General features: G+C 58.1%; 20 protein-coding genes and 1 tRNA gene. 7 read left to right on the top strand and 14 right to left on the bottom strand.

The features are described from left to right. Positions 1 to 6 precede the first annotated feature (6 nt). A complete protein-coding gene (locus I2E69_RS11910) occupies positions 7 to 1,308 on the bottom strand; it encodes a BACON domain-containing protein (protein WP_229095490.1) in 1,302 nt (433 codons plus the stop codon). Between the two features lie 338 nt (positions 1,309 to 1,646). Between I2E69_RS11910 and I2E69_RS11905 the strand changes: the two genes are divergently transcribed. The 5 genes from I2E69_RS11905 (at position 1,647) to I2E69_RS11885 (ending at position 5,258) form a co-directional block, all read left to right on the top strand. After that, entirely contained in the window at positions 1,647 to 3,191 is a 1,545-nt protein-coding gene (locus tag I2E69_RS11905; RefSeq protein WP_195461445.1) for a glycine--tRNA ligase, read from the top strand. A gap of 144 nt (positions 3,192 to 3,335) precedes the next feature. After that, the gene (ruvX, locus tag I2E69_RS11900) at positions 3,336 to 3,764 is read left to right on the top strand and encodes a Holliday junction resolvase RuvX (protein WP_195461444.1); all 429 of its coding nucleotides are present in this window, start codon (positions 3,336 to 3,338) and stop codon (positions 3,762 to 3,764) included. A 130-nt stretch (positions 3,765 to 3,894) separates the two neighbouring features. Further along, on the top strand, positions 3,895 to 4,440 hold the full coding sequence (gene def / locus I2E69_RS11895) for a peptide deformylase (RefSeq protein WP_195461443.1): 546 nt from the start codon (positions 3,895 to 3,897) through the stop codon (positions 4,438 to 4,440). 1 nt (position 4,441) lies between these two features. Continuing rightward, complete coding sequence (locus I2E69_RS11890) at positions 4,442 to 4,744, top strand: TRL-like family protein (RefSeq protein ID WP_195461442.1); 303 nt, start codon at positions 4,442 to 4,444, stop codon at positions 4,742 to 4,744. After that, positions 4,737 to 5,258: a hypothetical protein gene (locus I2E69_RS11885; RefSeq protein WP_317191099.1), complete on the top strand. Its 522-nt coding sequence runs from the start codon at positions 4,737 to 4,739 to the stop codon at positions 5,256 to 5,258. Before I2E69_RS11890 ends, I2E69_RS11885 begins: the two co-directional genes overlap by 8 nt. 68 nt (positions 5,259 to 5,326) lie before the next feature. Here I2E69_RS11885 and I2E69_RS11880 read toward each other — a convergent pair whose 3' ends face one another. The 9 genes from I2E69_RS11880 to I2E69_RS11840 all read right to left on the bottom strand — a co-directional run bounded on the left by I2E69_RS11880 (position 5,327) and on the right by I2E69_RS11840 (position 14,105). Next, positions 5,327 to 5,788 (bottom strand): outer membrane beta-barrel protein, encoded by a 462-nt coding sequence (locus tag I2E69_RS11880; RefSeq protein WP_195461441.1) that lies wholly within the window; start codon positions 5,786 to 5,788, stop codon positions 5,327 to 5,329. A 186-nt stretch (positions 5,789 to 5,974) separates the two neighbouring features. Continuing rightward, the gene (ppdK, locus tag I2E69_RS11875; RefSeq protein ID WP_195461440.1) at positions 5,975 to 8,698 is read right to left on the bottom strand and encodes a pyruvate, phosphate dikinase; all 2,724 of its coding nucleotides are present in this window, start codon (positions 8,696 to 8,698) and stop codon (positions 5,975 to 5,977) included. A gap of 166 nt (positions 8,699 to 8,864) precedes the next feature. After that, complete coding sequence (locus tag I2E69_RS11870) at positions 8,865 to 9,680, bottom strand: hypothetical protein (RefSeq protein ID WP_317191098.1); 816 nt, start codon at positions 9,678 to 9,680, stop codon at positions 8,865 to 8,867. A 150-nt stretch (positions 9,681 to 9,830) separates the two neighbouring features. Further along, complete coding sequence (locus I2E69_RS11865; RefSeq protein WP_195461439.1) at positions 9,831 to 10,904, bottom strand: SGNH/GDSL hydrolase family protein; 1,074 nt, start codon at positions 10,902 to 10,904, stop codon at positions 9,831 to 9,833. A gap of 14 nt (positions 10,905 to 10,918) precedes the next feature. Further along, a complete protein-coding gene (gene mnmA / locus I2E69_RS11860) occupies positions 10,919 to 12,118 on the bottom strand; it encodes a tRNA 2-thiouridine(34) synthase MnmA (RefSeq protein ID WP_195461438.1) in 1,200 nt (399 codons plus the stop codon). 1 nt (position 12,119) lies between these two features. Further along, positions 12,120 to 12,611, bottom strand: a complete 492-nt coding sequence (locus I2E69_RS11855) for a type II CAAX prenyl endopeptidase Rce1 family protein (RefSeq protein WP_195461437.1) — start codon at positions 12,609 to 12,611, stop codon at positions 12,120 to 12,122. Further along, the gene (locus I2E69_RS11850; RefSeq protein ID WP_195461436.1) at positions 12,608 to 13,165 is read right to left on the bottom strand and encodes a ribosome maturation factor RimM; all 558 of its coding nucleotides are present in this window, start codon (positions 13,163 to 13,165) and stop codon (positions 12,608 to 12,610) included. The genes I2E69_RS11855 and I2E69_RS11850 overlap by 4 nt, the downstream gene beginning before the upstream one ends. 86 nt (positions 13,166 to 13,251) lie before the next feature. Beyond that, on the bottom strand, positions 13,252 to 13,809 hold the full coding sequence (locus tag I2E69_RS11845) for a 30S ribosomal protein S16 (RefSeq protein WP_195461435.1): 558 nt from the start codon (positions 13,807 to 13,809) through the stop codon (positions 13,252 to 13,254). Positions 13,810 to 14,031: 222 nt separating this feature from the next. Then, positions 14,032 to 14,105 (bottom strand) — tRNA-Arg (locus tag I2E69_RS11840). Between the two features lie 227 nt (positions 14,106 to 14,332). Here I2E69_RS11840 and I2E69_RS11835 point away from each other — a divergent pair. Both I2E69_RS11835 and I2E69_RS11830 read left to right on the top strand, forming a co-directional pair. Then, positions 14,333 to 16,309, top strand: a complete 1,977-nt coding sequence (locus tag I2E69_RS11835; RefSeq protein WP_195461434.1) for a DUF3857 domain-containing protein — start codon at positions 14,333 to 14,335, stop codon at positions 16,307 to 16,309. Then, positions 16,306 to 18,183, top strand: coding sequence for a DUF3857 domain-containing protein (locus tag I2E69_RS11830; protein WP_195461433.1), 1,878 nt, complete (start codon positions 16,306 to 16,308; stop codon positions 18,181 to 18,183). Before I2E69_RS11835 ends, I2E69_RS11830 begins: the two co-directional genes overlap by 4 nt. A 60-nt stretch (positions 18,184 to 18,243) precedes the next feature. On the opposite strand, the gene I2E69_RS11825 is transcribed toward I2E69_RS11830, so the two are convergent. The 4 genes from I2E69_RS11825 to I2E69_RS11810 all read right to left on the bottom strand — a co-directional run bounded on the left by I2E69_RS11825 (position 18,244) and on the right by I2E69_RS11810 (position 23,830). Then, positions 18,244 to 19,572 (bottom strand): sensor histidine kinase, encoded by a 1,329-nt coding sequence (locus tag I2E69_RS11825; RefSeq protein WP_195461432.1) that lies wholly within the window; start codon positions 19,570 to 19,572, stop codon positions 18,244 to 18,246. Next, the gene (locus I2E69_RS11820) at positions 19,569 to 21,617 is read right to left on the bottom strand and encodes a sensor histidine kinase (protein WP_195461431.1); all 2,049 of its coding nucleotides are present in this window, start codon (positions 21,615 to 21,617) and stop codon (positions 19,569 to 19,571) included. Before I2E69_RS11820 ends, I2E69_RS11825 begins: the two co-directional genes overlap by 4 nt. Before the next feature lie 139 nt (positions 21,618 to 21,756). After that, positions 21,757 to 22,140, bottom strand: coding sequence for a response regulator (locus tag I2E69_RS11815; protein ID WP_195461430.1), 384 nt, complete (start codon positions 22,138 to 22,140; stop codon positions 21,757 to 21,759). A 58-nt stretch (positions 22,141 to 22,198) separates the two neighbouring features. Continuing rightward, on the bottom strand, positions 22,199 to 23,830 hold the full coding sequence (locus I2E69_RS11810; RefSeq protein ID WP_317191097.1) for a M23 family metallopeptidase: 1,632 nt from the start codon (positions 23,828 to 23,830) through the stop codon (positions 22,199 to 22,201). Positions 23,831 to 23,877: the final 47 nt, after the last annotated feature.

Below are 23,877 nucleotides of genomic sequence, written 5' to 3'. Positions count from 1 at the left end.
GAGCGATCAATAGAAGATCTTGTAGGTTTCGTGTCGTGTGTAGCTTTTGTCGGAGATCATCTCTTTCTCGCCGTCCGGAGTCTGTTTGATATATTGGACTCTGGCGGTGCAGAATGCCCGCGTAACGCGTCCTTCGTTGTCCTGTTCCCATTCGATGACCTCGTTCTCGGGCCGGATTTCGTAATAATAGCGGGTATGGGGACCTTCGGGTTTATCGGGGTCTACGGGAGTCGCCTCGACTGCAAATTCTTCCTCTATTAGATTTGTTTTGGTCAGGTTGGCGCTGTGGACGCCCAGACGGTTGATCGAGGCCAGCAGGATGCCGATCGTGTCGTATTCGGAGATGAACCCGGGATTGACGTTGAACAGCAGGGCGTTCAGGTCGAGGCTCATGGACAGGAACCGGTTCGTGGTGTTGGTATCGTAGGCGATTGTGTGGCTGTACTCCGGTGCTTTGTCGCCGTTTGCCTTGAACGAGTTGAATGCTACGAGATTGCCGTTCGACCAGTCGAACGCCGAACGGGGGCAATCGGTCGATTGGTCCGTCCCGGTTTGGCGGCATTCTGTACAACGGTTGTTTGAATCGTAGGAGACTGTCCAGCGTTCGGAACCTCCGTCGCGGCGTATTTCGGTCGCGTAGCCGGAACTGTTGAGCGTAACGGTGAACGCTTCATCCTCGTCATCCTCCGTCGATTTGATTTTCAGCGTTTTGGAGTCGGGGTAGGTGAGTGTGATCACCTGCTCGTCGCCGTCGGACGGGCTTTCCAGGTCCTCGAAACTGCATTTCGTGACGCGGTTCTGGTCGTCATACTCGAAATGGTAGTTGGCTGTCTGCCGGTTCTTTTCGGGATGCTCTTCCTCCTCGTAATAACATTCGATCTTCGAAATCTGGGAATTCAGTGTCGGAGTGATCGGGTTATCCGTACCCTCCTGCGTGACGGTGATTTCGATTTTTGACGTGCCGCACGTGATGACGATCTTTGCCGTACGGGTTTCTTCCGAACTGTTGGAATCCAGGGTGATTTTGATCGTGTAGCTGCCTGCGGCATCGCCGTGATCGGGCGAGATCGTGATCCAGTCGGGGGCTTCGGCGCGCGTTTGGGTGATTGTCGAGGTCCAGGCTCCTTCGGTGGTGAACGTTACGCCCTGAGCCGCCTGCGTTTCGTCGGCGGTGACGGTTTGCTCCAGTTGGCGGGTGTCCGGGACCTTGATCTGCCCGAAATCGCCCGAATAATCGTTGTCCTTGTCGTTGCACGACGCGAGCAGCGCGGTGGCGATGAACGCCATGAAGAATTTTGCTGTTTTCATTTTTATTTTGTTTAAAGGATGTTTCCGTCCCGGCAAACAAAAGGCGCAGGCAAAATTCCATATCCACAAGTGAGGTATTGGACGACCCGAACAGTAGAATAATAGAATATGCCCACGCTGAAAAACAGCGAGAGCATCACCTTAATTCCTTACTGTTCTGCGAAAGTGTCCAATTTTCACCTGTAAGAAAAAAGCCGATGCGCTTTTTATCGTCGTATGTCGGCGGCCCTCGCAGGCTGCCGATACAAATATAGAAATAAAATCCGTATCAAAAGCCTTCGTTACCATTTATTTTGTATTTTTGTAGCTTAGAAAATCAGTAAACAATAGAGAATACGATGACTCAGGAAGAACTTTTCAAAAAGCTGGTAGCCCATTGCAAGGAGTACGGATTCGTGTTTCCTTCGAGCGAAATCTACGACGGCCTGGGAGCTGTGTACGATTACGGCCAGAACGGCGTGGAGCTGAAGAACAATATCAAGCGTTATTGGTGGGATTCGATGGTCAAGCTGCACGAGAATATCGTCGGTATCGACGCTGCGATCTTCATGCATCCCAAGACGTGGGAGGCTTCGGGACACGTGTCGGCCTTCAACGACCCGCTGATCGACAACAAGGATTCGAAGAAGCGTTACCGTGCCGACGTACTGATCGAGGATTGGCTCGCCAAGCAGGATGAAAAGATCGGTAAGGAGATTGAGAAGGCCCGCAAACGCTTCGGGGCCGATTTCGACGAGGCCAAATACCGCGAGACTTCGCCCCGTGTCGTGGAAACACAGGCCAAACGCGACGAGGTGCACAAGCGTTTCGCCGATGCGCTGAACGCCAACGACCTCGCGGAACTCCGCCAGATCATCGTCGACTGCGAGGTCGTATGCCCGATTTCGGGTACGCGCAACTGGACCGACGTGCGTCAGTTCAACCTGATGTTCTCGACCCAGATGGGTTCGACCTCCGAAGGCGCCAATACGATCTTCCTGCGTCCCGAGACGGCGCAGGGCATCTTCGTCAACTTCCTGAATGTCCAGAAAACGGGCCGCATGAAAATCCCGTTCGGTATTGCGCAGATCGGTAAGGCTTTCCGCAACGAGATCGTCGCCCGCCAGTTCATTTTCCGCATGCGCGAGTTCGAGCAGATGGAGATGCAGTTCTTCGTACGCCCCGGGACCGAGATGGGGTGGTGGAACGAGTGGAAGAACACCCGCATGGCCTGGCATCGCGCCCTGGGTTTCGGCGACGACAACTACCGTTTCCACGACCACGACAAACTGGCCCACTACGCCAATGCTGCGACGGACATCGAATATAACTTCCCGTTCGGCTTCAAGGAGGTCGAGGGTATCCACTCGCGTACGGATTTCGACCTGGGCAGCCACCAGAAGTTCTCGGGCAAGAAACTCCAGTACTTCGATCCGGAGACGGGCGAAAGCTATGTTCCCTATGTGGTCGAGACCTCGATCGGCGTGGACCGCATGTTCCTGCAGGTGATGTCGGCGGCCTATACCGAAGAGACGCTCGAGGGCGGCGATTCGCGTGTCGTGCTGAGATTCCCGCCTGCGCTGGCTCCGATCAAGGTCGCCGTGCTGCCGCTGGTCAAGAAAGACGGCATGCCCGAAGTGGCCCGGAAGATCGTCGACGAACTCAAATACGACTACAATGTTGTGTATGATGAAAAAGATTCGGTCGGCAAGCGTTACCGTCGTCAGGATGCCATCGGTACGCCGTTCTGCGTGACGGTCGACGGCCAGACGCTCGAAGACGGAACCGTTACGGTCCGCCACCGCGATACGATGGCCCAGGAGCGCGTCAAGATCGAGGCCCTGCACGCCATGGTCGACGAGGAGTGCTCCTACCGCAAGCTGTTCAAGAAACAAAATCAGTAGATGTAGTATATGGAGGAGCAAAAGAAAAAATGGTATGCGACTTGGAAGTTCGCGTTACTTGTATTTTTGATCGTACTGCTCCTCGTCTGGCTGCTGTTACCGGATGAGGTGTTGGACGCTCAATCTGGGCTAAACCTCTGACAAGTGAGACGCATCCTTGCCATAGATTACGGCACGAAGCGTACGGGAATTGCCGTGAGCGATCCCCTGCGCCTGATCGCCGGAGGATTGGAGACCGTCGAGACGAAGGGGCTCGAAGCGTGGCTGGCAAAATATTTCGTCGCCGAGGACGTTAGTACGATAGTCGTGGGGAAGCCCTCGCGCATGGACGGAACGCCGTCGGAAACATGGCGGTTTATCGAGCCGCTGGCCGGGCGTCTGCGGAAAGCCTATCCTGATAAGACGGTGGTCTTTTACGACGAGCGTTTTACCTCGGTGATGGCCCATCGTACGATGCTCGAAAGCGGCATCGGCAAGATGGCCCGCCGCGACAAAGCCCTGGTGGATAAGATTTCGGCGACGATTATACTCCAGTCCTATATGGAATCTGTCGTTTTCCGTGATAACGGTTGAATTTCGCACTTCCCTTGCGTGCCCCGAATGGGAGGTACTGTTTGTACATCCCATCCGTGTCCCGCGGCACGAAGCCCGAAATTCAACTCGTTCTGACGAAAAGCGTAAAAAAAGAAAGGAATTTTAGTTTATGATATACCCGATTGTTATTTACGGTGACGAGGTGCTTCGCAAACGCTGTGCGGAGATCGCACCCGATTACCCCGAAGTGAAAAAACTCGTCGAGGATATGTTCCTCACGCTCGAAGAGGCCGAAGGCGTCGGACTGGCCGCACCCCAGATCGGCAAGGACATCCGCCTGTTCATCGTCGACTGCACGCCGTGGGCCGAGGAAGATCCGTCGTGTGTCGATTACAAACGCGCTTTCATCAACCCCGAAATTTACGCTTTCTCCGAGGAGAAAAAGACCTACAACGAAGGCTGTCTCTCGTTCCCCGGCATCCATGCCGACGTGGCGCGGTCGTTGTCGATCCGTATGCGCTACCTGGATACCGATTTCGTCGAGCACGACGAAGAGTTCACGGGACTCAAGGCGTGGGTGATCCAGCACGAGTACGACCACATCGAAGGGGTAGTTTTCACCGACCGCATCGCACCGCTTCGCCGTCAACTGCTCAAAGGCAAGTTGTTGAACCTGGCGAAGGGCAAATACCGTTGTGCCTATAAAACCAAATAATATGAAAAAACTTTTCGCATGTGCATTCGCTGCAATGATGTTTGCCGGATGCGTCAAATCGCCCCTCGTAGGCGGAATCTATACCGACGTGAAGGACGGACTGGCCGTGACGGGTAACGCCGGATCGAGCAAGGTCGGCACGGCCGAGGCCAAAGGTTATGTGGGTGTCGTCGCTATGGGCGATGCGAGCATCCAGGCCGCAGCCCGCGAGGCCGGCATCACGCGCATCCACCACGTGGACTACCAGGCCAAGTCCTATGTAGGCGTCTATACGATCTACACGATCATCGTTTACGGTGACTAAACGCCTCCTGCTGGCTGTCGCATGCATCGCCGGAGCCTCGATGGTTTCGGCGCAGAACATCCGCAGTCATTATGTGTCGAAGGCCGAGGCCGACGGGGTGATTTATCACACCTTTCCCGTAACGCTGTTCGAGAACCGCGAGACAGGCGACCTGACGTTCGACATTACCTACAAGGAGAACCGCGGCGGGCGTGCCACGATCAATTTCACCTGCCGCATGCCCGATGCCGTTCCGGCCGATTCCGTGCGTTTTGCGGCTGGCGCCGTGACGATGTCCGGCCCGGTCGGAAAACTCTACCTCGAACCCGGGAAAAAAGACTGGAAGCACCGCTATACGTTCGATGCCGACGGATCGAAACTCTGCGGTTTTTTCGACGAGCGGGCTTTGCCCGAAGTGACGGTCTATGTCGGGGGACGGGCTTCTGTTTACAGCGTCAAACGCTCCGCATGGCGCAGTTACGCGCCGATCGGGTATAAGATATTCGAGATGGTATATGTGAACGAAAAGCGCTGAGCGGTCGTTTTAAATGCAAAAAATCCGGAAACCTTAGGGTTTCCGGATTTTTCGTTGCATATCGGAGCTTAGAACTTGTAAGCCGCGCCGATGCTGATGACTACGGGGTTTTTACGCCAGTCGTCGAACATGGGCTGCCATTTCAGGCCGGCCGAAAGGTCCCAGTCGCGGGCGATCGAGAAGTCGAAACCGCCGCCGATGTTCAGGCCCGCAGCCCACTTGCCGATGTCGTTGGCCGTGAAACCCACTGCGGGGTAAACGCTCCAGCCTTCGCCCAAGTGGAAAACATACTGGGCGTCGACGCTCAGGTCGATCGAGCAGCCGCTGTGGAGCAATGCCATGAGCGACGGTTCGATACGCCAGTTATCCGTAAAACTGTAACGCCCGAATGCACCCAGACCGACCACGGCGTCACCCGTGTTGGTGTAGATGTTCATGCGGGGTCCCAGCGCCCAGTTGCCTTTGTCCTGCGCCGATACCGTTGTTACTGCGAAGAGTGCGACAATCGCCGTTAAAAGAATCTTTTTCATTTTTCCGTTTTTTTATATTGAATAAACGTTATTCAAACTGTTTGCCAAAACAAATATAGAAATTTTCCCGTTGGCGGCCAAATAAATTCAACGAACCGGACTTTTTTCCCAATGAAAAAAGAGGTCTGCGACAATCGTGCGCAGACCTCCGGGTCGTATCGGCCCCGGCCGGAGCCGGGATCGTGTTTAGTTGAGCGCTGCGTGTGCGGCGGCCAGGCGTGCGATGGGCACGCGGAAGGGCGAGCAGCTCACGTAGTTCAGGCCTGCATAGTGGCAGAACTCTACCGACGAAGGTTCGCCGCCGTGCTCGCCGCAGATACCGCACTTGAGGTTTTCGCGAACGCCGCGTCCCTTGAGTACGGCTTCGCGGATCAACTGGCCTACGCCGTTGCGGTCGAGGATCTGGAAGGGGTCGTTTTTCAGGATCCCCTTCTCCAGGTATACGGGCAGGAACTTGCCGATGTCGTCGCGCGAGAAGCCCAGCGTCATCTGCGTCAGGTCGTTGGTTCCGAACGAGAAGAACTCGGCGACCTCGGCGATCTGGTTGGCCGTCACGGCGGCGCGCGGAACCTCGATCATCGTGCCGACCATGTAGTCGATCTTGTCGTTACGCTCCGAGAATACCTCGTTTGCCGTAGCGTCGATGATCTTCTTCTGGTAGCGCAGTTCCTTGTGGTTGCCTACCAGCGGAACCATGATCTCCACGTGAACGGGCATGCCCGCAGCGCGGACGTTCATCGCAGCCTCGATGATGGCGCGTGCCTGCATCTCGGTGATTTCGGGGTAGGTGTTGCCCAAACGGCAGCCGCGGTGTCCCAGCATGGGGTTGAACTCGGCCAGCGACTCGACTTTGGCGACGATCTTCTGAAGGGGTACGCCCATTTCGGCGGCCATCTCTTTCTGGCCCTTCTCGTCGTGGGGTACGAACTCGTGCAGAGGGGGATCCAGAAGGCGCACCGTCACGGGGAATCCGTTCATGGCCTTGAAGAGGCCTTCGAAGTCACCGCGCTGAATCGGCAGCAGCTTGGCCAGCGCCACGCGGCGTCCGGCTTCGTCGTCGGCGAGGATCATTTCGCGGAAAGCTTTGATGCGGTCGCCCTCGAAGAACATGTGCTCCGTGCGGCAGAGGCCGATGCCTTCGGCGCCGAACGAGAATGCCTGTGCGGCATCCTTCGGGGTGTCGGCGTTGGCGCGAACCTTCAGCACCGAGTATTTGCCGGCGAGGTCCATCAACTGGCCGAAGTCGCCGCTCACGTCGGCGGCCATGGTGGCTACCTGTCCGAGGTAAACCTCGCCCGTCGAGCCGTTGAGCGAAATCCAGTCGCCCTCCTTCACGGTGAATCCGTTCACCTGGATCGTACGCGCCTTGTAGTCGATCTGCAACTCGCCTGCACCCGATACGCAGCACTTGCCCATGCCGCGGGCTACGACGGCTGCGTGCGAGGTCATACCGCCGCGTGCGGTCAGGATGCCTGCTGCGTCGAGCATGCCCTTCAGGTCTTCGGGCGAAGTCTCGATGCGGACCAGGATGGCGCGCTTGCCGGTCTTTTCCAGTGTCTTCTCGGCGTCCTCGGCGAAGAATACGACGGGACCCGTGGCAGCGCCCGGCGATGCGGGAAGGCCCTTGGTGATGACCTGTGCGTTGGAGATAGCCTTCTTGTCGAATACCGGGTGGAGCAGCTCATCGAGCTTTGCGGGCTCGCAGCGCAGTACGGCGGTCTTCTCGTCGATCAGACCTTCGCGCAGCATGTCCATCGCGATCTTGACCATCGCGGCGCCCGTACGCTTGCCGCTGCGGCACTGGAGCATCCAGAGCTTGCCGTCCTGGATCGTGAACTCGATGTCCTGCATATCCTTGAAATACTGCTCCAGGTGGTGCTGGATGTCGAACAGTTCCTTGTAGACTTCGGGCATCACCTCCTCGAGCGAGGGGAATTTGGTCTTGCGGTCCTGCTCCGAAACCTTCTGGGCAACGGCCCAGCGCTTCGAACCCTCGATGGTGATCTGCTGCGGGGTGCGGATGCCGGCAACCACGTCCTCGCCCTGGGCGTTGATCAGGTATTCGCCGTTGAAGAGGTTCTCACCCGTTGCGGCGTCGCGCGAGAAGGCTACGCCCGTCGCGGAATTTTCGCCCATGTTGCCGAATACCATGGCCTGTACCGATACGGCCGTGCCCCACTCGGCGGGGATGTTGTTGAGTTTGCGGTAGAGGATGGCGCGGTCGTTCATCCACGAGCCGAATACGGCGCAAACGGCGCCCCAGAGCTGCTCCCACGGGCAGGCGGGGAAATCCTCGCCTGTCTGCTTCTTCACGGCGGCCTTGAAGTTCTTCACCAGCTCCTTCAGGTCGTCGGTGGTCAGGTCGGTGTCGTTCTTCACGCCCTTCTTGGCCTTCTGCTCCTCGATGATCACCTCGAACGGATCGTGGTCCTCTTTCGATACGGGTTTCATGCCCAGCACCACGTCGCCGTACATCTGTACGAAACGGCGGTACGAGTCCCAGGCGAAACGCGGGTTGCCCGTACGCTTGGCTACAGCCTCTACGGCCTGGTCGTTCATGCCCAGGTTGAGGATGGTGTCCATCATGCCGGGCATCGACGCGCGTGCTCCCGAGCGGACGGAAACGAGCAGCGGCATCTCTTTGTCGCCGAATTTCATGCCGGTCAGGTTCTCGATGTTCTGCATTGCCTTCTCGACTTCGGGGCGGAGCATATTGATCACGGCCTCTTTGCCGTGTTTATAGAATTCCGCACATACTTCCGTGGTGATGGTGAATCCCGGAGGTACGGGGATGCCGATAAGGTTCATCTCCGCAAGGTTCGCACCTTTGCCGCCGAGCAGTTCACGCATTTTGCCGTTTCCTTCGGCCTCTTTGTTACCGAAGGTATAGACCCGTTTTACGTCTGCCATAACTTTTTTTGGTTTTGAATTGTTCTATAAATATAAAAATTTTTTCTTATTCCTGTCCCGTGAAGCCGAAAAATTGCGGTGACGTTTCCGTTACCGCATCCATAAAATGCATTTCCGTTGAAGGGATTGCGAAAATACGAAAACTTTTCGAAAATTCCAAAAAAATCTACCGGATGTATACAAATACCGGCAGTGAATACCCGTAGCCGCCCCGATAAGCCCCGCGGGAGTAGGTTGTGAAGGGGTTACCGGTCTTTTGGTCAACCAGATAGCGGCGCGCAAAAACATCGCCTTCCGAGGTTTTTAGGGCCGTATCGGCGAGTATCCGGTCGCGCATCTGCCACCGTCCGCCGCGGCGTACCGTGCCCCGCCCGGCCTGTTCGGCGCGCCGGGTCGCATCGTGCAATCCCCAGGTTTCGGGGGCCGGGAAATCCGAGCGTCCCATTACGATCAGTTTGGCGTGCGGACGCTCTTCGCGCAGGTCCTTCACGACCCATCGGGCCATGCGCGCATCGCCGCACAGCACCAGTCCCACGGTATCGCGCCCCAGTTCGCCCTCGATGTAGAGGTAGCGGCGCCCCGGTTCGTCGTAGGTTGGGAAAAAGAGGTCTCCGTAATAGAGCAACGCAAAATCCATTCCGTCGAGCGAATTAAGCGTGCGGTGGAGGTAGGAGTATTCGCCTTCGCAGGCTGCCGCGATGTCACGCACGACCTGTTCGTTCTCCACGCCCCACAGGGCGACCAGAGGCAGGGCCATCGAGTCGATCACGGCTGCCGTGTTGTGGATTTTGCGTGTATAGCGTTCCGATGTCCAGCGCAGGCGGCCTTCGGGTGTGTAATCCGCATCGTCGTAGAAAAGGGCCGGAAGGGTGTCGTAAATCCGGTCCACGTCGTAGAAGGCGATGCCGACAGGTCGTTGTCCGAGGGCGGCGCAGCATCCCGCGCAGAGCAGGACAGACGTTATCAGGCGGCGAATCTTCACGATCGGGGTTTAAAGGGAATTTTCGGGGAGGAAATCACGCGGCGAACAGCCGGGGAACCTGGCGATTTCGCTGATATGGTTTACATTGTATTTGATGTCGTACTTCGGACTTTCAGCCATGCCGGCCGGGGTGTAACGATGCGGGAAAGGCTATTTGATCCCGTATTTACGCAGGATTTTCGCGATGCGGGGCAGCCGCTCGGCGATCATGCGGTCGAATCCCAGGTCGGAACCGTGGTCGCAGTCGATGGTCCCTTCGGCGTCTTTGCCGAGAAACCACTCGCCGTCGAGGAAATAGACGTTGTTGTATTGTTTCGCCAGCCGCCGCATCATTTCGTCGACGGTGTCGATCCGCTCGCGGTGGAATTTCGCAGCCTCTTGGTCGAGGTTGCCCGCGGTGTGCCAGTGGGTCTGCATGAAGATCAGCGGTTTGTCGGGATGGGCTTTGACGAGCGTTGCGACAAACCCGTCGAGCCGTTCGCGTATTTGGGCCGGGCCGGGGTTCGAGAAAGCGTCGAACAGGAATGCGTCGGCATCGGTTTCGGCGAGCAGCCGCGCGAATTCGGGTTGGAGTTTGCAACTGCCGCTGTAACCCAGGTTGACGAACTCGATGCCTGTCATACGGCTCATGCGCGCCGGGTAAGCCATACCCGGGCGGCTGGCCGAGGCGCCGTGGGTGACGCTCGATCCGAAGACGACGACACGGTGTTTGTAGGGCGATTCGAGCGGAGAAACCGAAGCGTCGTTGTCCACGCCGATCTCCAGCGTCAGCAACTCGCTCCACGCCGGCAGGTAGAGCATGCACTCTTTGGGCTGTCCGTCCATGTGGTCGACGATCGTGCCGGCGTGTTTGTCCTGCAATCCGGGACGCGCCGCCCCGGCCATTGTCCACACGCCGTTTTCCCAGACGTAGAGGTCCATGCCGCGTTGCAGGACCGGGGTCATGTTCCAGCCGTAGTTACGCGGGGCCGTGGTCCAGCGGGCCTCGATCCGGCGGCTGTCGGTGGTGAAAAGCACGGCCATGCCCGCGGGGTAGCCGCAGTAGGTGCGTATGATCTTTTCGTCGAAATGGTAGCGTGTCGTATCGACCCGGTAATAGGGATGTCCTTCCATCGGACAGGTGCGGCCGATGATGGTCAGCGTCGAGGCGTCGACGTACTTCTGGGCCGTTGCAGTGTGCAGAAACAGCGCTCCGGCGGCGATAAGTGCAAGGTGTTTTATCATGGTTTCAGGTTTGGTCAGTTCTCGATCACGCCCGATCCGACCAGCTCGTCGCCGTCGTACCACGCAGCGAACTGCCCCGGGGTGATGCCGCGCTGGGGCTCGTCGAACAGGATATACAGTCCTTCCGGACGCATGTGGAGCGTTGCCCCCTGTAAGGGTTGGCGGTAGCGGATGCGGACCGAAAAACGGCGGCTCGTGAGCGCTTGCATGGCATGCAAGGGGTCTACCCAATGTATTTCTTCCGGGGCGATGTGCAGCGCGGGCCTCCACAATCCGGGGTGTGCGTCGCCCTCGCCGACGTAGATCACGTTTTGCGCCACGTCCGTCGCGAGGATGAACAGCGACTCCTTGCGGCCCCCGATGCCGAGTCCTTTGCGCTGGCCGATGGTGTAGTAGTGGGCGCCGTTGTGCTCGCCGATCTTCTTGCCGTCGCGCACGGTGTAGCGCCACGGCTCGGCCAGGGCGGCCAACTGTTCGCTCGTCGGGTCTCCCTGCGCCGGAACGGCCTCGCGTACGTATTTGGGCCACGTGGGGAGTATTTCGTGTACGTTGCCCTTCTTAGGGGCGAGTTTCTGCTGGAGGAAGGTCGGCAGGTCGACCTTGCCCACGAAGCAGATACCCTGCGAATCCTTCCGTTTGGCTGTGGCCAGCCCCTGCTCCTCGGCGATGCGCCGCACCTCGGGTTTCAGCAGGCCGCCGACGGGAAACAACGCCCGGCTCAACTGTTCCTGCGAAAGCTGGCAGAGGAAATAGCTCTGGTCCTTGTTGGGGTCGCTGCCCGCAAGAAGTTTGTAAACCGTGCGCCCGTCGGGCAGCGTCTCCTCCGCTTTGCGGCAGTAGTGGCCCGTGGCGACGTAGTCGGCGCCCAGTTTCAGCGCTTCCCGCAGGAAAACGTCGAATTTGATTTCGCGGTTGCACAACACGTCGGGATTGGGCGTGCGGCCCTTCTCGTATTCGGCGAACATGTAATCCACGACACGCGTGCGGTAGTCTGCCGAGAGGTCGACCACATGCAGGGCGATGTCGAGTTTCTTGGCCACGAGTTCGGCGAACACCCGGTCGTCGTACCACGGACAGTCGCCTTCGAGCGTTCCCGTCGTATCGTGCCAGTTGATCATGAAAAGTCCCACGACCTCGTGCCCCTGCTGTTTGAGGAGCCAGGCCGCCACCGACGAATCCACACCGCCGGAAAGTCCGATTACCACCCGTGCCATATCAGAGAATAAAAGCTATTGCGTTGTTCGATGCGTGTATGAGGAAGATGAGCCAGAATGCCTGGCCGAACCCCTGCCGTTCGAAACGGCTCTGGTAGGCGAACGCCCATACCAGCCCTACGAAAAGCATGCAGACCAGGTAAACCGGGCTCTGTTGGTGTCCGCCGCCGAAAACCGCCGCGGAGAAGATGACCGGCCACCAGAACGATTTGGGCAGCGCCTTGTGCACGAGCCAGATGACCAGCGCCTGGGCGATGAGCGTTTCCAGCAGCGGTACGACGACGACGGCTATGAACCAGCCGATGCGCCGGGCGCGTTCGGGGTCTACGTCCTCGTCCTCGATTCCCGTCGTGATGCCGAACAGCAGGATGGCGATCGTCTTGACCGCGAACGTGGCGACGAATACCAGCGCGGCGAATTTCCACCACGGCATGCAGCCCAACGCGATTCGCCACCTTTTCAGCAGGCGTCCTGTCGTGAATTTTCCTTTCATCGTTCCAGGTCGATTAACCCCTCGGGGAGTACCAGGTGCATCGTGCGCTTTTCGAAATCGATGTGCGCGATGAACTCCTCGACGGCGGGGACCAGTACCTGCCGGCCGCCGAGTTCCAGTTCGAATAGCGGATTGGCGTCGCTGTCGTAATAATCCGTGACTGTGCCGTGCAGCTTTTCCGGGGCCTGTGCCGCACCCTTGCTTTCGGCCGTCCGGGGTATGGCCCCGGCCTCCTCGGCCTCGACAGCGAAACCGATCAGGTCTTCGAGGTAAAACTCATCGTCGTCTTCGTCTTCTCCCAGCTCGATGCGGAATTCCAGTCCCAGGAGTTCCTGCGCCCGGCGCTGGGTGTCGAAGTCGGCGAAAGCAGCCGTGGCTCCCGAGATGCCGCGGCGTTCGAAGCGCTCGCACCAGAGCGGAACCTCCAGTGCGTCGATGGTGACGCGCAAGGGGGTGTCTAAGTCGAAATCCTCCGGAAAAGCGGGGTAGAGCGAGAGCATCACTCCGCCCTCCGTGCCGAAAAGTTTGTTGATTCTGCCTGCGGGAACGATCATGTCGGTTGAATTATGGCGTAAAAATACAAAAAAAACGGTAATCCCCCTTGCGGAAGTTTACCGTTTTTATCGGAACAAGAACCTGCTTATTCAGCGGCGGGTGCTTCCGGAGCAGCCTCTTCGGCGGGAGCTTCCGTAGCCTCGGCTGCTGCGGCAGCAGCGGCCTCGCGGGCAGCGGCGTCTGCGGCAGCCTTCTTCTCGGCGATTGCGGCAGCGCGCTCCTCCTTGATCTTGGCCTCGGCAGCCATACGAGCCTTCTCGGCCGACTTGGCGTCGGTCGCCAGCTTGTTGGTCTTGGCCTCGATCTTACCCGACTTGGCTTCCATCCACTTGTTGAAGCGGGCTTCGGCCTCGGTCTCGGTGAACGCGCCCTTGGCTACGCCACCCAGCAGGTGTTTCTTGTACATTACGCCCTTGTACGAGAGGATAGCCCGACAAGTATCCGTAGGTTGTGCGCCTTTCTGTAACCAATCCAGGGCTTTCACGAAGTCCAGATCAATCGTAGCAGGATTCGTGTTGGGGTTGTAGGTTCCCAACTTCTCGATGAATTTACCATCACGTGGCGCTCTGCTATCTGCGGCAACGATGTGATAGAAGGCATAACCCTTCTTACCGTGACGTGCCAGACGAATTTTAACAGCCATTTGCTATAAAATTTTGTGTAATTAATAAAAAACGCTAACCCCTTCGGGCTTTTAAGCCTGCAAATGTAGGGAAAATATTCCGCCCGGCAAAATAAATGTCGTAAAAAACTGCATTTTACACTGCCGCAGGAGCCGCCCGGATGGCAAAATCTGCCGGTTGCATAGCTGGTTAAAATAAAAAGCGGATTGATTTTAATCGCTTAAAAACCAATCCGTTTGCTGTGATCCCGGCGGGATTCGAACCCACGACCGACAGCTTAGAAGGCTGTTGCTCTATCCAACTGAGCTACGAGACCATCGTTTGATAAACGCTGCAAAAGTAAGAAATTTCGGACTAACTGCAAACTTATCGTTCGATTTCTTGTGTTCTGCAGCCTGTCTGAAGCCGCTGCCTTTTGCCGGACCCGGAACAGCCGGAGCGGGTGAATTGGGAAAAATGATCCGGAAAATGAAAATTTTGGGCTTTAAATTGTTCAAATTGAGAAAATTTGCTTAATTTAACAAACCCAAACGCTCACCCATCATGCAAAAACTGACCCTTCTGTCGCTTCTGGCGATAATCTCCTGCGCATCCGTCTGTGCGCAGGAGCACGACTATCGTTTCGGAAAGGTCTCTCTCGACGAACTCCGCATGGAGAGTTACGAGAAAGACCCCGATGCCGATGCAGTCATCCTCTATGAGGATAATTACCTCAGTTACCAGTTCACCACGACGGTCAGCCTGGTCCAGGAGTACCGGGCTCGCGTCAAAATTCTCAAACCCGAGGGCGTCGGCAATGCCGATGTCAGCGTCTATTATTACGACCGTCCGGCGAGTCGCGAAAACATCACGGGTATCGATGCGGCGGCTTACAACCTGGTGGACGGGAAAATCGTGAAAACCCCGCTCAAACGACAGTATATCTTTACCGAGGCGATCGGCGAGTACGGGCGTCTCATCAAATTCTCGATCCCCGAGGTGCGCGAAGGCACGGTCATCGAGTACAGATACCGCAAGACTTCGGCCAACATCACCGACATTCCTTCGTTCGTCTTCCAGCACGATATTCCCGTGGCATTTAGCCGTATGCAGGCCAATATCCCCGAGTTTTTCAACTTCAACTCCGAGAGCACGGGATATGTGCGGATCAATGTCACCCGGGATAGTGCGACGGAGTCGCTCGGTTCGGGGGCCAACACCTTGAATTATACCGTTACCAAACTGAAGGCGGAAGGGACCGACATCCCCGCCCTCAAGAAGGAACCTTACGTGTGGTGTCTCGACGATTTCCGGTCGATGCTCAAATTCGAACTGGCGCAGATCGCATTGCCCTATTCGATAGTCCAGAATTTCGCGACTTCGTGGAGGGCTGTCAACGAGGTTTTGCAGAAGAGTTCGTTCGACTCCCATACCCGTATCAACAACCCCTTCAAGGACGAGGTTGCCGCGATCAAAGCCGCTGACGGCACGCCGGTCGAAAAAGCCCGCGCCGTCTTGCGCCTCGTGCAGTCGAAGATGAAGTGGAACGGCGATTACCGGCTCTTCTCCGACGGCCCGCGTGCAGCCGCCGGCAAAGGGACCGGGTCGAGCGCCGACATCAATTTCGTGCTGATGGCAGCCCTGAAGGACGCCGGATTCAGCGTTGTCCCGGTGATGCTCAGCCCCCGCCACCTGGGGCGCCTCTCCTATACGCATCCGACTATCGACGGCATCCACGCCTTTGTGCTGCGCGTCGGCGGGTGCGATGCTTCGAATGCCGATAAATATGTTTATGTCGACGGTACGGATATCAATTCCGATATTGACCTGCTGCCTGTCGAACTGTCGGTGGACCGCGCGCGCCTTTACGGCGCGGACGGCGAAGCCGGGTGGTGCAACCTCACCCATCTGGCGCCGAACCGCGTGGGCATCAGCATGATCGTCCGGGTCGAACCCGACGGTACGCTGAAGGGGAAGATTATGGAGTCCTATTTCAACCAGCCGGCGATGACCCTCAGCAAAAGGTACGCCGCCAAGTCGAAGGAGGAGTACATCGAGTCGCTGGAAAAGGAGCACGGGATCCAGATCGAAGAACTGGAGGTCAGGGATGCCGGGACGGCTCAGGTCGCCCAGGACTATGAAATATCCCGCCAGCTCGACTGTACGGACGAATTCATCTACGTCAATTCGACGGTAATTCCCTTTATGTCGACGAACGAACTCAACGCCCAGTCGCGTACGCTGCCCATCGAGTTCCCGCAGCCGATTACCTACGACATCCGTTGCTCGCTGGAGCTGCCCGAGGGCTACGCTGTCGAGGAACTGCCTAAGGATATCAATATGACGGCCTGTGAAAAGGGTCTCAGTTGCAAATACCTCTCGCAGCTTACGCATCAATATCTCCAGTTCAATTTCACCTTCCGGCAGCCGCGCATCCTCTTCCTGCCCTCGGAATTTCAGGATGTGAATGCCTTCTACGGCATGGTTGCCGACCTGAGCAACAGTCGGATCGTGCTCCGTAAAACCAATGCCGCGCAATGATGGGACGAATGCTTTCCCTGATTCTCGGATGCGCCTGTGCGGTTGCCGCGCAGGCGCAGGCTCCTGTCATTGCCGAGGAGCTGCTCCGGCATAGCGATGCCGTCGTGCGGCTCTGCACCGTCGATTTCGTCTACTCTTCGCCGGTCTCGGCGACGGCCGGCTACGTCGAGGAGATCACCGTCCTGAAGGGTTCGGCGGCCGAAAAGGGCAATTTCTCCTGCTATGTCGATCCGACGCGCACGCTGAAGAGTTTCAGCGGAACGATCCGTGATGCGCAGGGGAAAACGGTCCGTAAGTTGAAACGCTCGGAACTCAGGTATTCCGAATTTTCGGCCCAGAGCCTTGCCTCCGACGGTGCTGTCTATTACCTGGAGGTTCATTCGCCGTCGTATCCCTACACGGTCCGCTACGAATACGAGATCGGCTATAAGAACGGCCTGCTCACCTTTCCGGCTTTTGCGCCCGTCGGCTGGTCGGGGGTGTCGCTCGAAAAGGGCGTCTATACGGTCTCGGTTCCCGCCGGGCTGCAATTCGGCTATAAGGGGGCCAATATCGGCGATCCTGTCAAAACCACCGCCGACGGACGCGACGTTTACCGCTGGACGCTGGAGAACTTCCCCGCCGTGAAACCCGAACCCGCAGCGCCCTCGTCCGTCGACCTTGTGCCGGTCGTGCTCGCGGCTCCCTACGATTTCGAGTACGGAAAGACGCGGGGCAGCATGTGCGACTGGGCTTCCTACGGAGTCTGGCAGTGCGGGCTGCTCGAAGGGCGCGACGTGCTGCCCGATGCCCTCAAACAGGAGGTGCACCGCCGTACGGACGCGCTGCCGACGCCGCGCGAGAAGGTGCGCGCGCTGTACGATTACCTGGGTGAGTCGACCCGTTACGTGAGCATCCAGCTCGGCATCGGGGGACAGCAGCCGATGTCTGCCGCAGAGGTCTTCAAAACGAAGTTCGGCGACTGCAAGGCGTTGTCTAACTACCTCGGCGCGATGCTTCACGAATGCGGCATCGGGTCGCATTACGTGATTATCCATACGGACCGCCGCAGGATGTATCCCGATTTTGCATCACCTGCCCAGGCCAACCACGCGATCCTCTGCGTGCCGCTCGAAGACGAAACCCTGTGGCTCGAATGTACCAATACGGACGTTCCGTTCGGTTATGTCCACAAAGACATTGCAGGGCACGACGCCGTTCTTTTCCGCAACGGCACAGGCGAATTCGTGACTTTGCCGCAGTATGCCGACACGCTGAACCGGATGGTCCGGCGTGTCGAAGTAACGCTTGCCGCGGACGGCTCGGCGACGGGACATGTCGCCGAATGTTATGCCGTGGGGCAGTATGAATCGTTGATGAGTTTCCCGAAGAAGGATGCGAAGAAGCAGGCCGACCTCCTGCTCGGCGACCTCAAAATCCCCTTGATCCGGGTCGAAAACATTGCCTGCGAGGAGGTGAAAGAGGCTTTGCCGTCGATTACCGTCACCTACGACATCGCTTCGGAGAAATACGTCACCAGTACGGGCAGCCGTTGTTTCCTCGCGCAGACGCCGTTCCGCGACGCTTCGCAGTACCGGGACAAGGAGCGGTTGTACGACATTTACCGCGCCGTGGGTTACGAAGATATTACGACCGTCGAAATCCGCCTTCCCGCGAATATGCACGTCGAGACACGGCCCCGTCCGTGCAGCGTCACGACGCCTTTCGGGACCTATTCGTTGCGCATGGAGGTGCAGGACAAGGTGATCACGATCGAACAGCGCACTTGCATGCACGCCGGGACTTACTCCCGCGACCTGTTCGAGGAGTACCGCGACTTCATCTCCGGGCGCGCTAAAATCTTCAATGCCAATATTGTGCTTAAAAAAGAGTAGGGTAGCCTGCGATTGAAAAACGGGGTCCCGTCGGGATCCCGTTTTTTTAGCTGATTCCGCCTATTTTCGCGGCAGGACGACTACGACGCGCGTCCCTTCGGTGTATTGCGGGTCGATGCGGATTTCGCCGCCCAGGTGGCGGACGATCAGGCGGCAGAGGTAAAGCCCCAGTCCGTTGCCCTGGCTGAAGGGATCGAGCTTGGTGAAGCGTTCGAATACCTCGTCGTATTTTTCGGGCGGGATTCCGCATCCGGTGTCCGTTACGGCGATGTATACCCGTTCGTCTCCTTCACGACCGCATTCGAGGCGGATTTCGCCTTGTCGGGTAAACTTGTAGGCGTTTCCGAGCAGCGCCGCGAGCAGGATGCCGAGGCATTTTTCGCTGGTGACCATGGCGATCTGTTCGGCGGGGATGCCGTCGGTGTAGACCAGCCCGATTTTCGGGCAGCGGATTTTCATGGCGCGCAGTTGCGAGCGGCACAGGGCGCAGAGGTCGAGGTAACTGCGCGGCAGCGGTTCGGACAGGTTTTCGAGTTGCGCCACTTCGAGCATGTCGTCGAACAGGTAGCGCAGTTGCCGGCGGCTTTCGTGGATGATTTCGCAGTATTGGCCGTGTGCTTCGGGCGACACCTCCTCCGTGCACAGCAGTTCCGAGAATCCGGCGATGCTGTTGAGCGGCGTGCGGACTTCGTGGCAGATCGAGTTGATGAAGGCCGTCTTCTTCTCCTCGCTTTTGTGTCCCTGCTCCATTTGTCGCAGCAATTCCTGCTGGAGCCGTTTCGTGCGGCGGTTGCTTGCGTAGACGAACGCCACGGCTACGGCTACGGCCATAAGCAGGAGAAGCAGTGAAATGAGGGCTATCTTGTGGTGGCGGGCCGTCAGCAGCGCTTTGTCCAGGGCCAGCCGGTCCAGTTCGTACGAAGCCTGCATTTCGCGCAGGGCCTCGGTCTGTTCGAGGTGCATGGCCGAATTGCGGACCTTCACGGCTCGTTCGTAAGCCGCTGAGGCCTCTTCGTTACGGTTGAGGTTGTGGAGCATCCAGGCGCGTTTCTGGTAGCATACCGTGGGGCGGACGCCGGGAATAGGGCGGTGCTCGGCAAGGTAGATCAGCGAATCGGTGTAGGCCAGCGCGCGGATGTATTCGCCGCGGTTGACCGCTTTGCGGTAGGCGGCCTGGAAGTAGCGGGTGCGGGCCATGGTCAGCCGGTCCTCGCGAATCGACTTGATGAATCGGCTGGGCAGGAAGAGGTGCATGCCGGGTTTGCCGCCGAATCCGTTGTCGTTGTCTTCGGGAAGCCACGGCTGCGCCGCAGCCCTGTGCGGACAGGCCGTCAGGGTCAGCAGGGCCAGCACCGCTGACGCAATTAAGGATCGGATGCAGCTCGTCATGGCTTCAGGGGGATTGTGAAGATGAACCGTGCTCCTGCGGTATAGGCTGAGTCGAGACGTATCGAGCCGCGGAGGTGTTCGGCGATGATGCGGCAGAGCGAGAGGCTCAGGCCGCGCGACGCCACCGGTCCGTCGGCCAGTGGACGGAAAATCTCCGCCTGCCGTTCGGGGGCGATTCCGCAGCCCGTATCGGTCACCGAGACCTGGAGCATATTGGCGGCAGGGTCGGTTTCGTAACGGAGCGTGATGCTGCCTGAGGAAGTGAATTTTGCGGCGTTGTCGAGCAGTGCGCGGACTACGAATGAAAAGTACTGGGCGTGCGTGCGTACGATGCACCGTGTTCCCGGCGTTTCGATCCGGTACTCGACTTCGCTGCCGTGTTGCAGGCGCGAGGCCGTGAGCAGTTCTGCGCGGCACAATTCGTCGATGTCGGTCTCTTCGAGCTGCAGTCGGTCGGTCAGGCTGTCGAGGTTGGCGGCTTCGAGCATGTTGTCGAGCGTCGAGAGCAGCAGGTCGGTGTTTTCGCGGATAGAGCCGAGCATCTCCAGCCGCGTTTCCATCCCGGTGTCGGCGAGCATCAGTTTCTGCGCCGTCTGGTCGAGGGTGTCCAGCGGTTGCCCGATGCCCCGGCAAATCGTGCTGATGAAGATCGATTTCATGTGCTCGCTCTCCTTTGCTTTGCGGTTGTGCCGTGCGATGTCGGCTTGCAGGCGGCGGTTGCGGCGCAGTGCGACGGTGAAGTAGACGCCCGTGCCGATCAGCAGGATGCCGATGGCGACAAATGAGAAGATTACCGCCGCACGGTTGCGAATCAGGGCATGGGTCTCGGCGAGCTTGAGCCGGTCCATGTCGTGACGACGGCGGATGGTCTCGCTCCGCTCGCGGCGTTCGGCGCTGAAAATCGAATCCTGCACCGCAGCCGTACGTTCGTAGGAATCGTATGATTCGTCGTAACGTCCTGCGCGGTATAGCATTACGCTGCGGTCGCGGTTGACCTGGTAGATTTTCGAGGGGTTCATCCGAAAATAGCCTTTGCCCTGGTCGATCATCGTGAGCAGCGAGTCGCAGTAGAGGATGCTCTGGTCGTAGTGGCCCCGGATTCCGTTCCAGAGGTAGCCCAGTTCGTAAACATAGGTCTTGTTCCGCACGAGGTTTTCGCCTTCGGCGTTGAGCATACGGTCCCGGAACTCGGCGAAATTTTTTTCCAGCAGGTCGTCGCGCTCGATGTTGATCGAGCAGCGGATAAGCTGCCGGTAGGGGTTCACGTAGCTGTTGTCGCGGTAGAGATAGGGGCGGCGCTGCAACTGGTCCTCCATGGCGTAGTAGGAGTCTATCAGGGCGATGTAATCCGTGGTCAGCCTTACTTGGTTGTCGTAGTCGCGGGCCTGGTTGTAGGCCCCGCTGAGCAGGAAATATACCAGGTTGGCGAAATTCTTGCGCACGAGCAGTTCGGGCATTTGCTGCGTCAGTTCGTAAGCCTCCTCCCAGATTTTCGTCTGGGGGATATAGGCTGACTTGATTCCCTTTTCGTAATAGCCGATCGTGATTCCCGCATGGCCCTTGAGCAAGAGCCTCTTGACCCGGTGGTAAATGTTATCCCGATGTGCGGAGTCGTCGTTGCACCATGCGTCGATCTCGTGGGCCAGCCGAAGCGCTTTCTCCTCGTCGTATTCGCTGTTCAGCCGGTAATAGGAGATCGACATTTCGGCATAGGCGTCCATGCCCTCTTCCGGCGTTCCGGGTGTCAACTCCCGCAATTCGCGGACATAATAGTTGAGCGAATCGGTTTTTTCGGGATAGGGGGCATACTGCACCAGGATAGGCACGGTTGCAGCTGTCATGGCATAGGTGTCGCGGATGGCTGCCGCTTCGCGGAAAAGTTGGATCGAATAGGCCAGGTTGAGGTTCGAATCTTCGTTGAGGTCTTTCAGATCGAGCAGCAACTCCACCCGTTTCCCGGGATCGGCCGTATAGGCGAGCACATGCTGGAGGCTGTCCGACACCTGCTGGTAGGTAGTTGCATTCAGACAAGTGCCCGACAGCATGCCGATTGCAAGGAGTATTTTCCGGAGACGGGGCATTTATAAAACAGCCGTAACGGCCGATACGCAACTTTTGGGTGGTGAATAAAACGGACCGGACAAACTTTCCGGCCCGCAGTATGCTTTGAATAGGATCGTGACCCTATTTCGTGAGGTACTTGTCGAGGTACATTTTCAGTTCGCGCGGCATGACGGGCTTGGTGATAAATCCGTTGCAGCCGGCCTCTTCGGCGATGCGCCGGTCGGTGTCGAAAGCATACGCCGTCTGCATGATGACGGGCAGCTTGTCCGTGTGGGTACGAATCTCCTTCAGGGCTTCGATACCGTCCATAACGGGCATTTTAATATCCATCAGCACGGCGTCCGGATTTTGTGAGAGAGCATACTCCACAGCCTCCTTACCGTTCTTCGCCCAAATCAGGTCGTACTCTTTCTTGAGAATTATTTCCAGCAATTTGTAATTGCTTTCCACGTCTTCTGCAATCAGGATCAGCGGCTTGCGCTCGGTTGTGTTATTGTCTGTCATTATACGCTACATTGCAATCAGTGCAAATATAGGAAATATTTCCCGAAAACTTCGTTCGTCAGCGGTAAAATGTTCCTTCAAAATGCGTTGTATTTCCGCATCCGTCGGCGACTGAAAGCCGCACGGTGTGCGTACGCCGCTGTGCCGGGGCGTCGAAAAGGTGAACCAGCGTTCCTTTCATCGGGAATCGGTCGCAGGGAACCCACTCGCCGTCGATTTGCAGCGTCCACGAAGCGATGCCCGAGAAGTTGTCCGAAGCCCGGAACCGCACTCCGTCGGCTTTGGTGAGGTCTGCGCCTTCGGCGAAGAGCGGACAGGCCACGGGCCGGAGCGTATCGGCCACGACCACCAGGTCGCCGGCCGTGCGTACCGGGGCGGTTACGGCGTTGTCGGCGTATCTGCCCCCGGCGGACACCAGCGTTCCTTTGCGTGTGCGCACAGCCAACTGGGCCTGCAACTGGAACTGCCGCGGTATGCGGGTGCGCACGCTGACCTCCACCGACCGGAACAGGGGCGTAGTGTGATCGAAAAGGTGGTAGGCGGGCGAGAGGACCACCAAACCCGATACTGCCTGCGGGGCCTCCCCGAGCCCGGGGCGGACAAAGATCGGTTCGTAGATCGCTCCTGCGGGAATGCGGACCTCCGCTTCGCCGCTGATACGCACGGTCGACGCCCGGCCGGGCCATACCGTTACGGCTGTTGTGTCGGCTCCGGCGCGGAACTCCCCGGCGCGTCCGCGGACGGAAAATTCCAGCGTCGAGCAGTTGCCGCAGTCGTCTTCGGCCTCGATGCGGATGCGGCGCACCTCGCCTTCGGCCGTGCGCACCAGCCCGCGCTCCTCCATCACCGGATAGAAACTGTCGGGCGCTCCGGCCAACTGCGCCAGGCGAATCGCCTCGTTGCGCGAATCGAGTTGTATGGGGTAGTAACTCACGGCGTCGCTGTAACGCGACATGTCGTACGTAAAACCGTCCATGCGGAATTCGGATCGGGGGACGCCGTCCACGAATGCCGTCACGCGCCACACCCCGAAGGTGTTCCAGACATCGTTGCGGCGGTCGGTGACTTCCGCCACGAAATAACCCTTGCGGCCCGTGCCGACGGGGCCGTCGTGCGTCAGGCGGTAGCGGCCTTCGGCCGTGCGTACCACGGCATAACTCTCCGGGGCGCTGTGGACCGGTACGCCCTGCACGGTGTCGACTTCGATATAATGCAGGCGCATGATGCGGGGCGGCAGGTTGTCTTTGGGGCGTATGATTCCTTCGCGGACGAGGTTGTAGAGCCGCTGGGTTTTCGTGTCGCGGATTTCGTAATGGAGGTGCGGGCCGCCCGACGAACCGCTGTCGCCCGAGTAGGCCACTACATCGCCCTGCTTCACGGGCCATGTCCCGGCTCCGAACCAGAGGTTTACGCTGTTCGAACGGCGTGCGTAACGCTCCCTGCGCACGTGCTCCTCGATGTCGTCGCGGAAACGTTGCAGGTGGCCGTAGACAGCCGTCGTTCCGTTTTTCTGCGTGACGTAGACAGCGCGTCCGAATCCGGCCGCCTGCAGCACTATGCGCGAAACATAGCCGTCGGCCGCAGTCACGACCGGTTTGCCTTCCTCGCCGTCGGTCTTGATGTCTACGCCCGCATGGAAATGCCCCGGGCGTATTTCGCCGAAATTGGCTGAGTAGAGCCGTTGTTTCAAATCCCGCAGGGGATAAATATACGCTTCGGGATCGAGTTGTTGTCCTC

The sequence above is a fragment of the Alistipes sp. D31t1_170403_E11 genome, assembly GCF_015553985.1.
GTDB lineage: Bacteria > Bacteroidota > Bacteroidia > Bacteroidales > Rikenellaceae > Alistipes > Alistipes montrealensis.
This window is presented reverse-complemented; position numbering and strand designations above follow the sequence as displayed.

What these genes read in the sequence shown, in the direction of transcription:
- I2E69_RS11910 (WP_229095490.1), bottom strand. Translation starts at nt 1,308, where the DNA reads ATGAAAACAGCAAAATTCTTCATGGCGTTCATCGCCACCGCGCTGCTC.
- I2E69_RS11905 (WP_195461445.1), top strand. Translation starts at nt 1,647, where the DNA reads ATGACTCAGGAAGAACTTTTCAAAAAGCTGGTAGCCCATTGCAAGGAG.
- def (WP_195461443.1), top strand. Translation starts at nt 3,895, where the DNA reads ATGATATACCCGATTGTTATTTACGGTGACGAGGTGCTTCGCAAACGC.
- I2E69_RS11890 (WP_195461442.1), top strand. Translation starts at nt 4,442, where the DNA reads ATGAAAAAACTTTTCGCATGTGCATTCGCTGCAATGATGTTTGCCGGA.
- I2E69_RS11880 (WP_195461441.1), bottom strand. Translation starts at nt 5,788, where the DNA reads ATGAAAAAGATTCTTTTAACGGCGATTGTCGCACTCTTCGCAGTAACA.
- ppdK (WP_195461440.1), bottom strand. Translation starts at nt 8,698, where the DNA reads ATGGCAGACGTAAAACGGGTCTATACCTTCGGTAACAAAGAGGCCGAA.
- I2E69_RS11865 (WP_195461439.1), bottom strand. Translation starts at nt 10,904, where the DNA reads ATGATAAAACACCTTGCACTTATCGCCGCCGGAGCGCTGTTTCTGCAC.
- mnmA (WP_195461438.1), bottom strand. Translation starts at nt 12,118, where the DNA reads ATGGCACGGGTGGTAATCGGACTTTCCGGCGGTGTGGATTCGTCGGTG.
- I2E69_RS11855 (WP_195461437.1), bottom strand. Translation starts at nt 12,611, where the DNA reads ATGAAAGGAAAATTCACGACAGGACGCCTGCTGAAAAGGTGGCGAATC.
- I2E69_RS11850 (WP_195461436.1), bottom strand. Translation starts at nt 13,165, where the DNA reads ATGATCGTTCCCGCAGGCAGAATCAACAAACTTTTCGGCACGGAGGGC.
- I2E69_RS11845 (WP_195461435.1), bottom strand. Translation starts at nt 13,809, where the DNA reads ATGGCTGTTAAAATTCGTCTGGCACGTCACGGTAAGAAGGGTTATGCC.
- I2E69_RS11835 (WP_195461434.1), top strand. Translation starts at nt 14,333, where the DNA reads ATGCAAAAACTGACCCTTCTGTCGCTTCTGGCGATAATCTCCTGCGCA.
- I2E69_RS11830 (WP_195461433.1), top strand. Translation starts at nt 16,306, where the DNA reads ATGATGGGACGAATGCTTTCCCTGATTCTCGGATGCGCCTGTGCGGTT.
- I2E69_RS11825 (WP_195461432.1), bottom strand. Translation starts at nt 19,572, where the DNA reads ATGACGAGCTGCATCCGATCCTTAATTGCGTCAGCGGTGCTGGCCCTG.
- I2E69_RS11820 (WP_195461431.1), bottom strand. Translation starts at nt 21,617, where the DNA reads ATGCTGTCGGGCACTTGTCTGAATGCAACTACCTACCAGCAGGTGTCG.
- I2E69_RS11815 (WP_195461430.1), bottom strand. Translation starts at nt 22,140, where the DNA reads ATGACAGACAATAACACAACCGAGCGCAAGCCGCTGATCCTGATTGCA.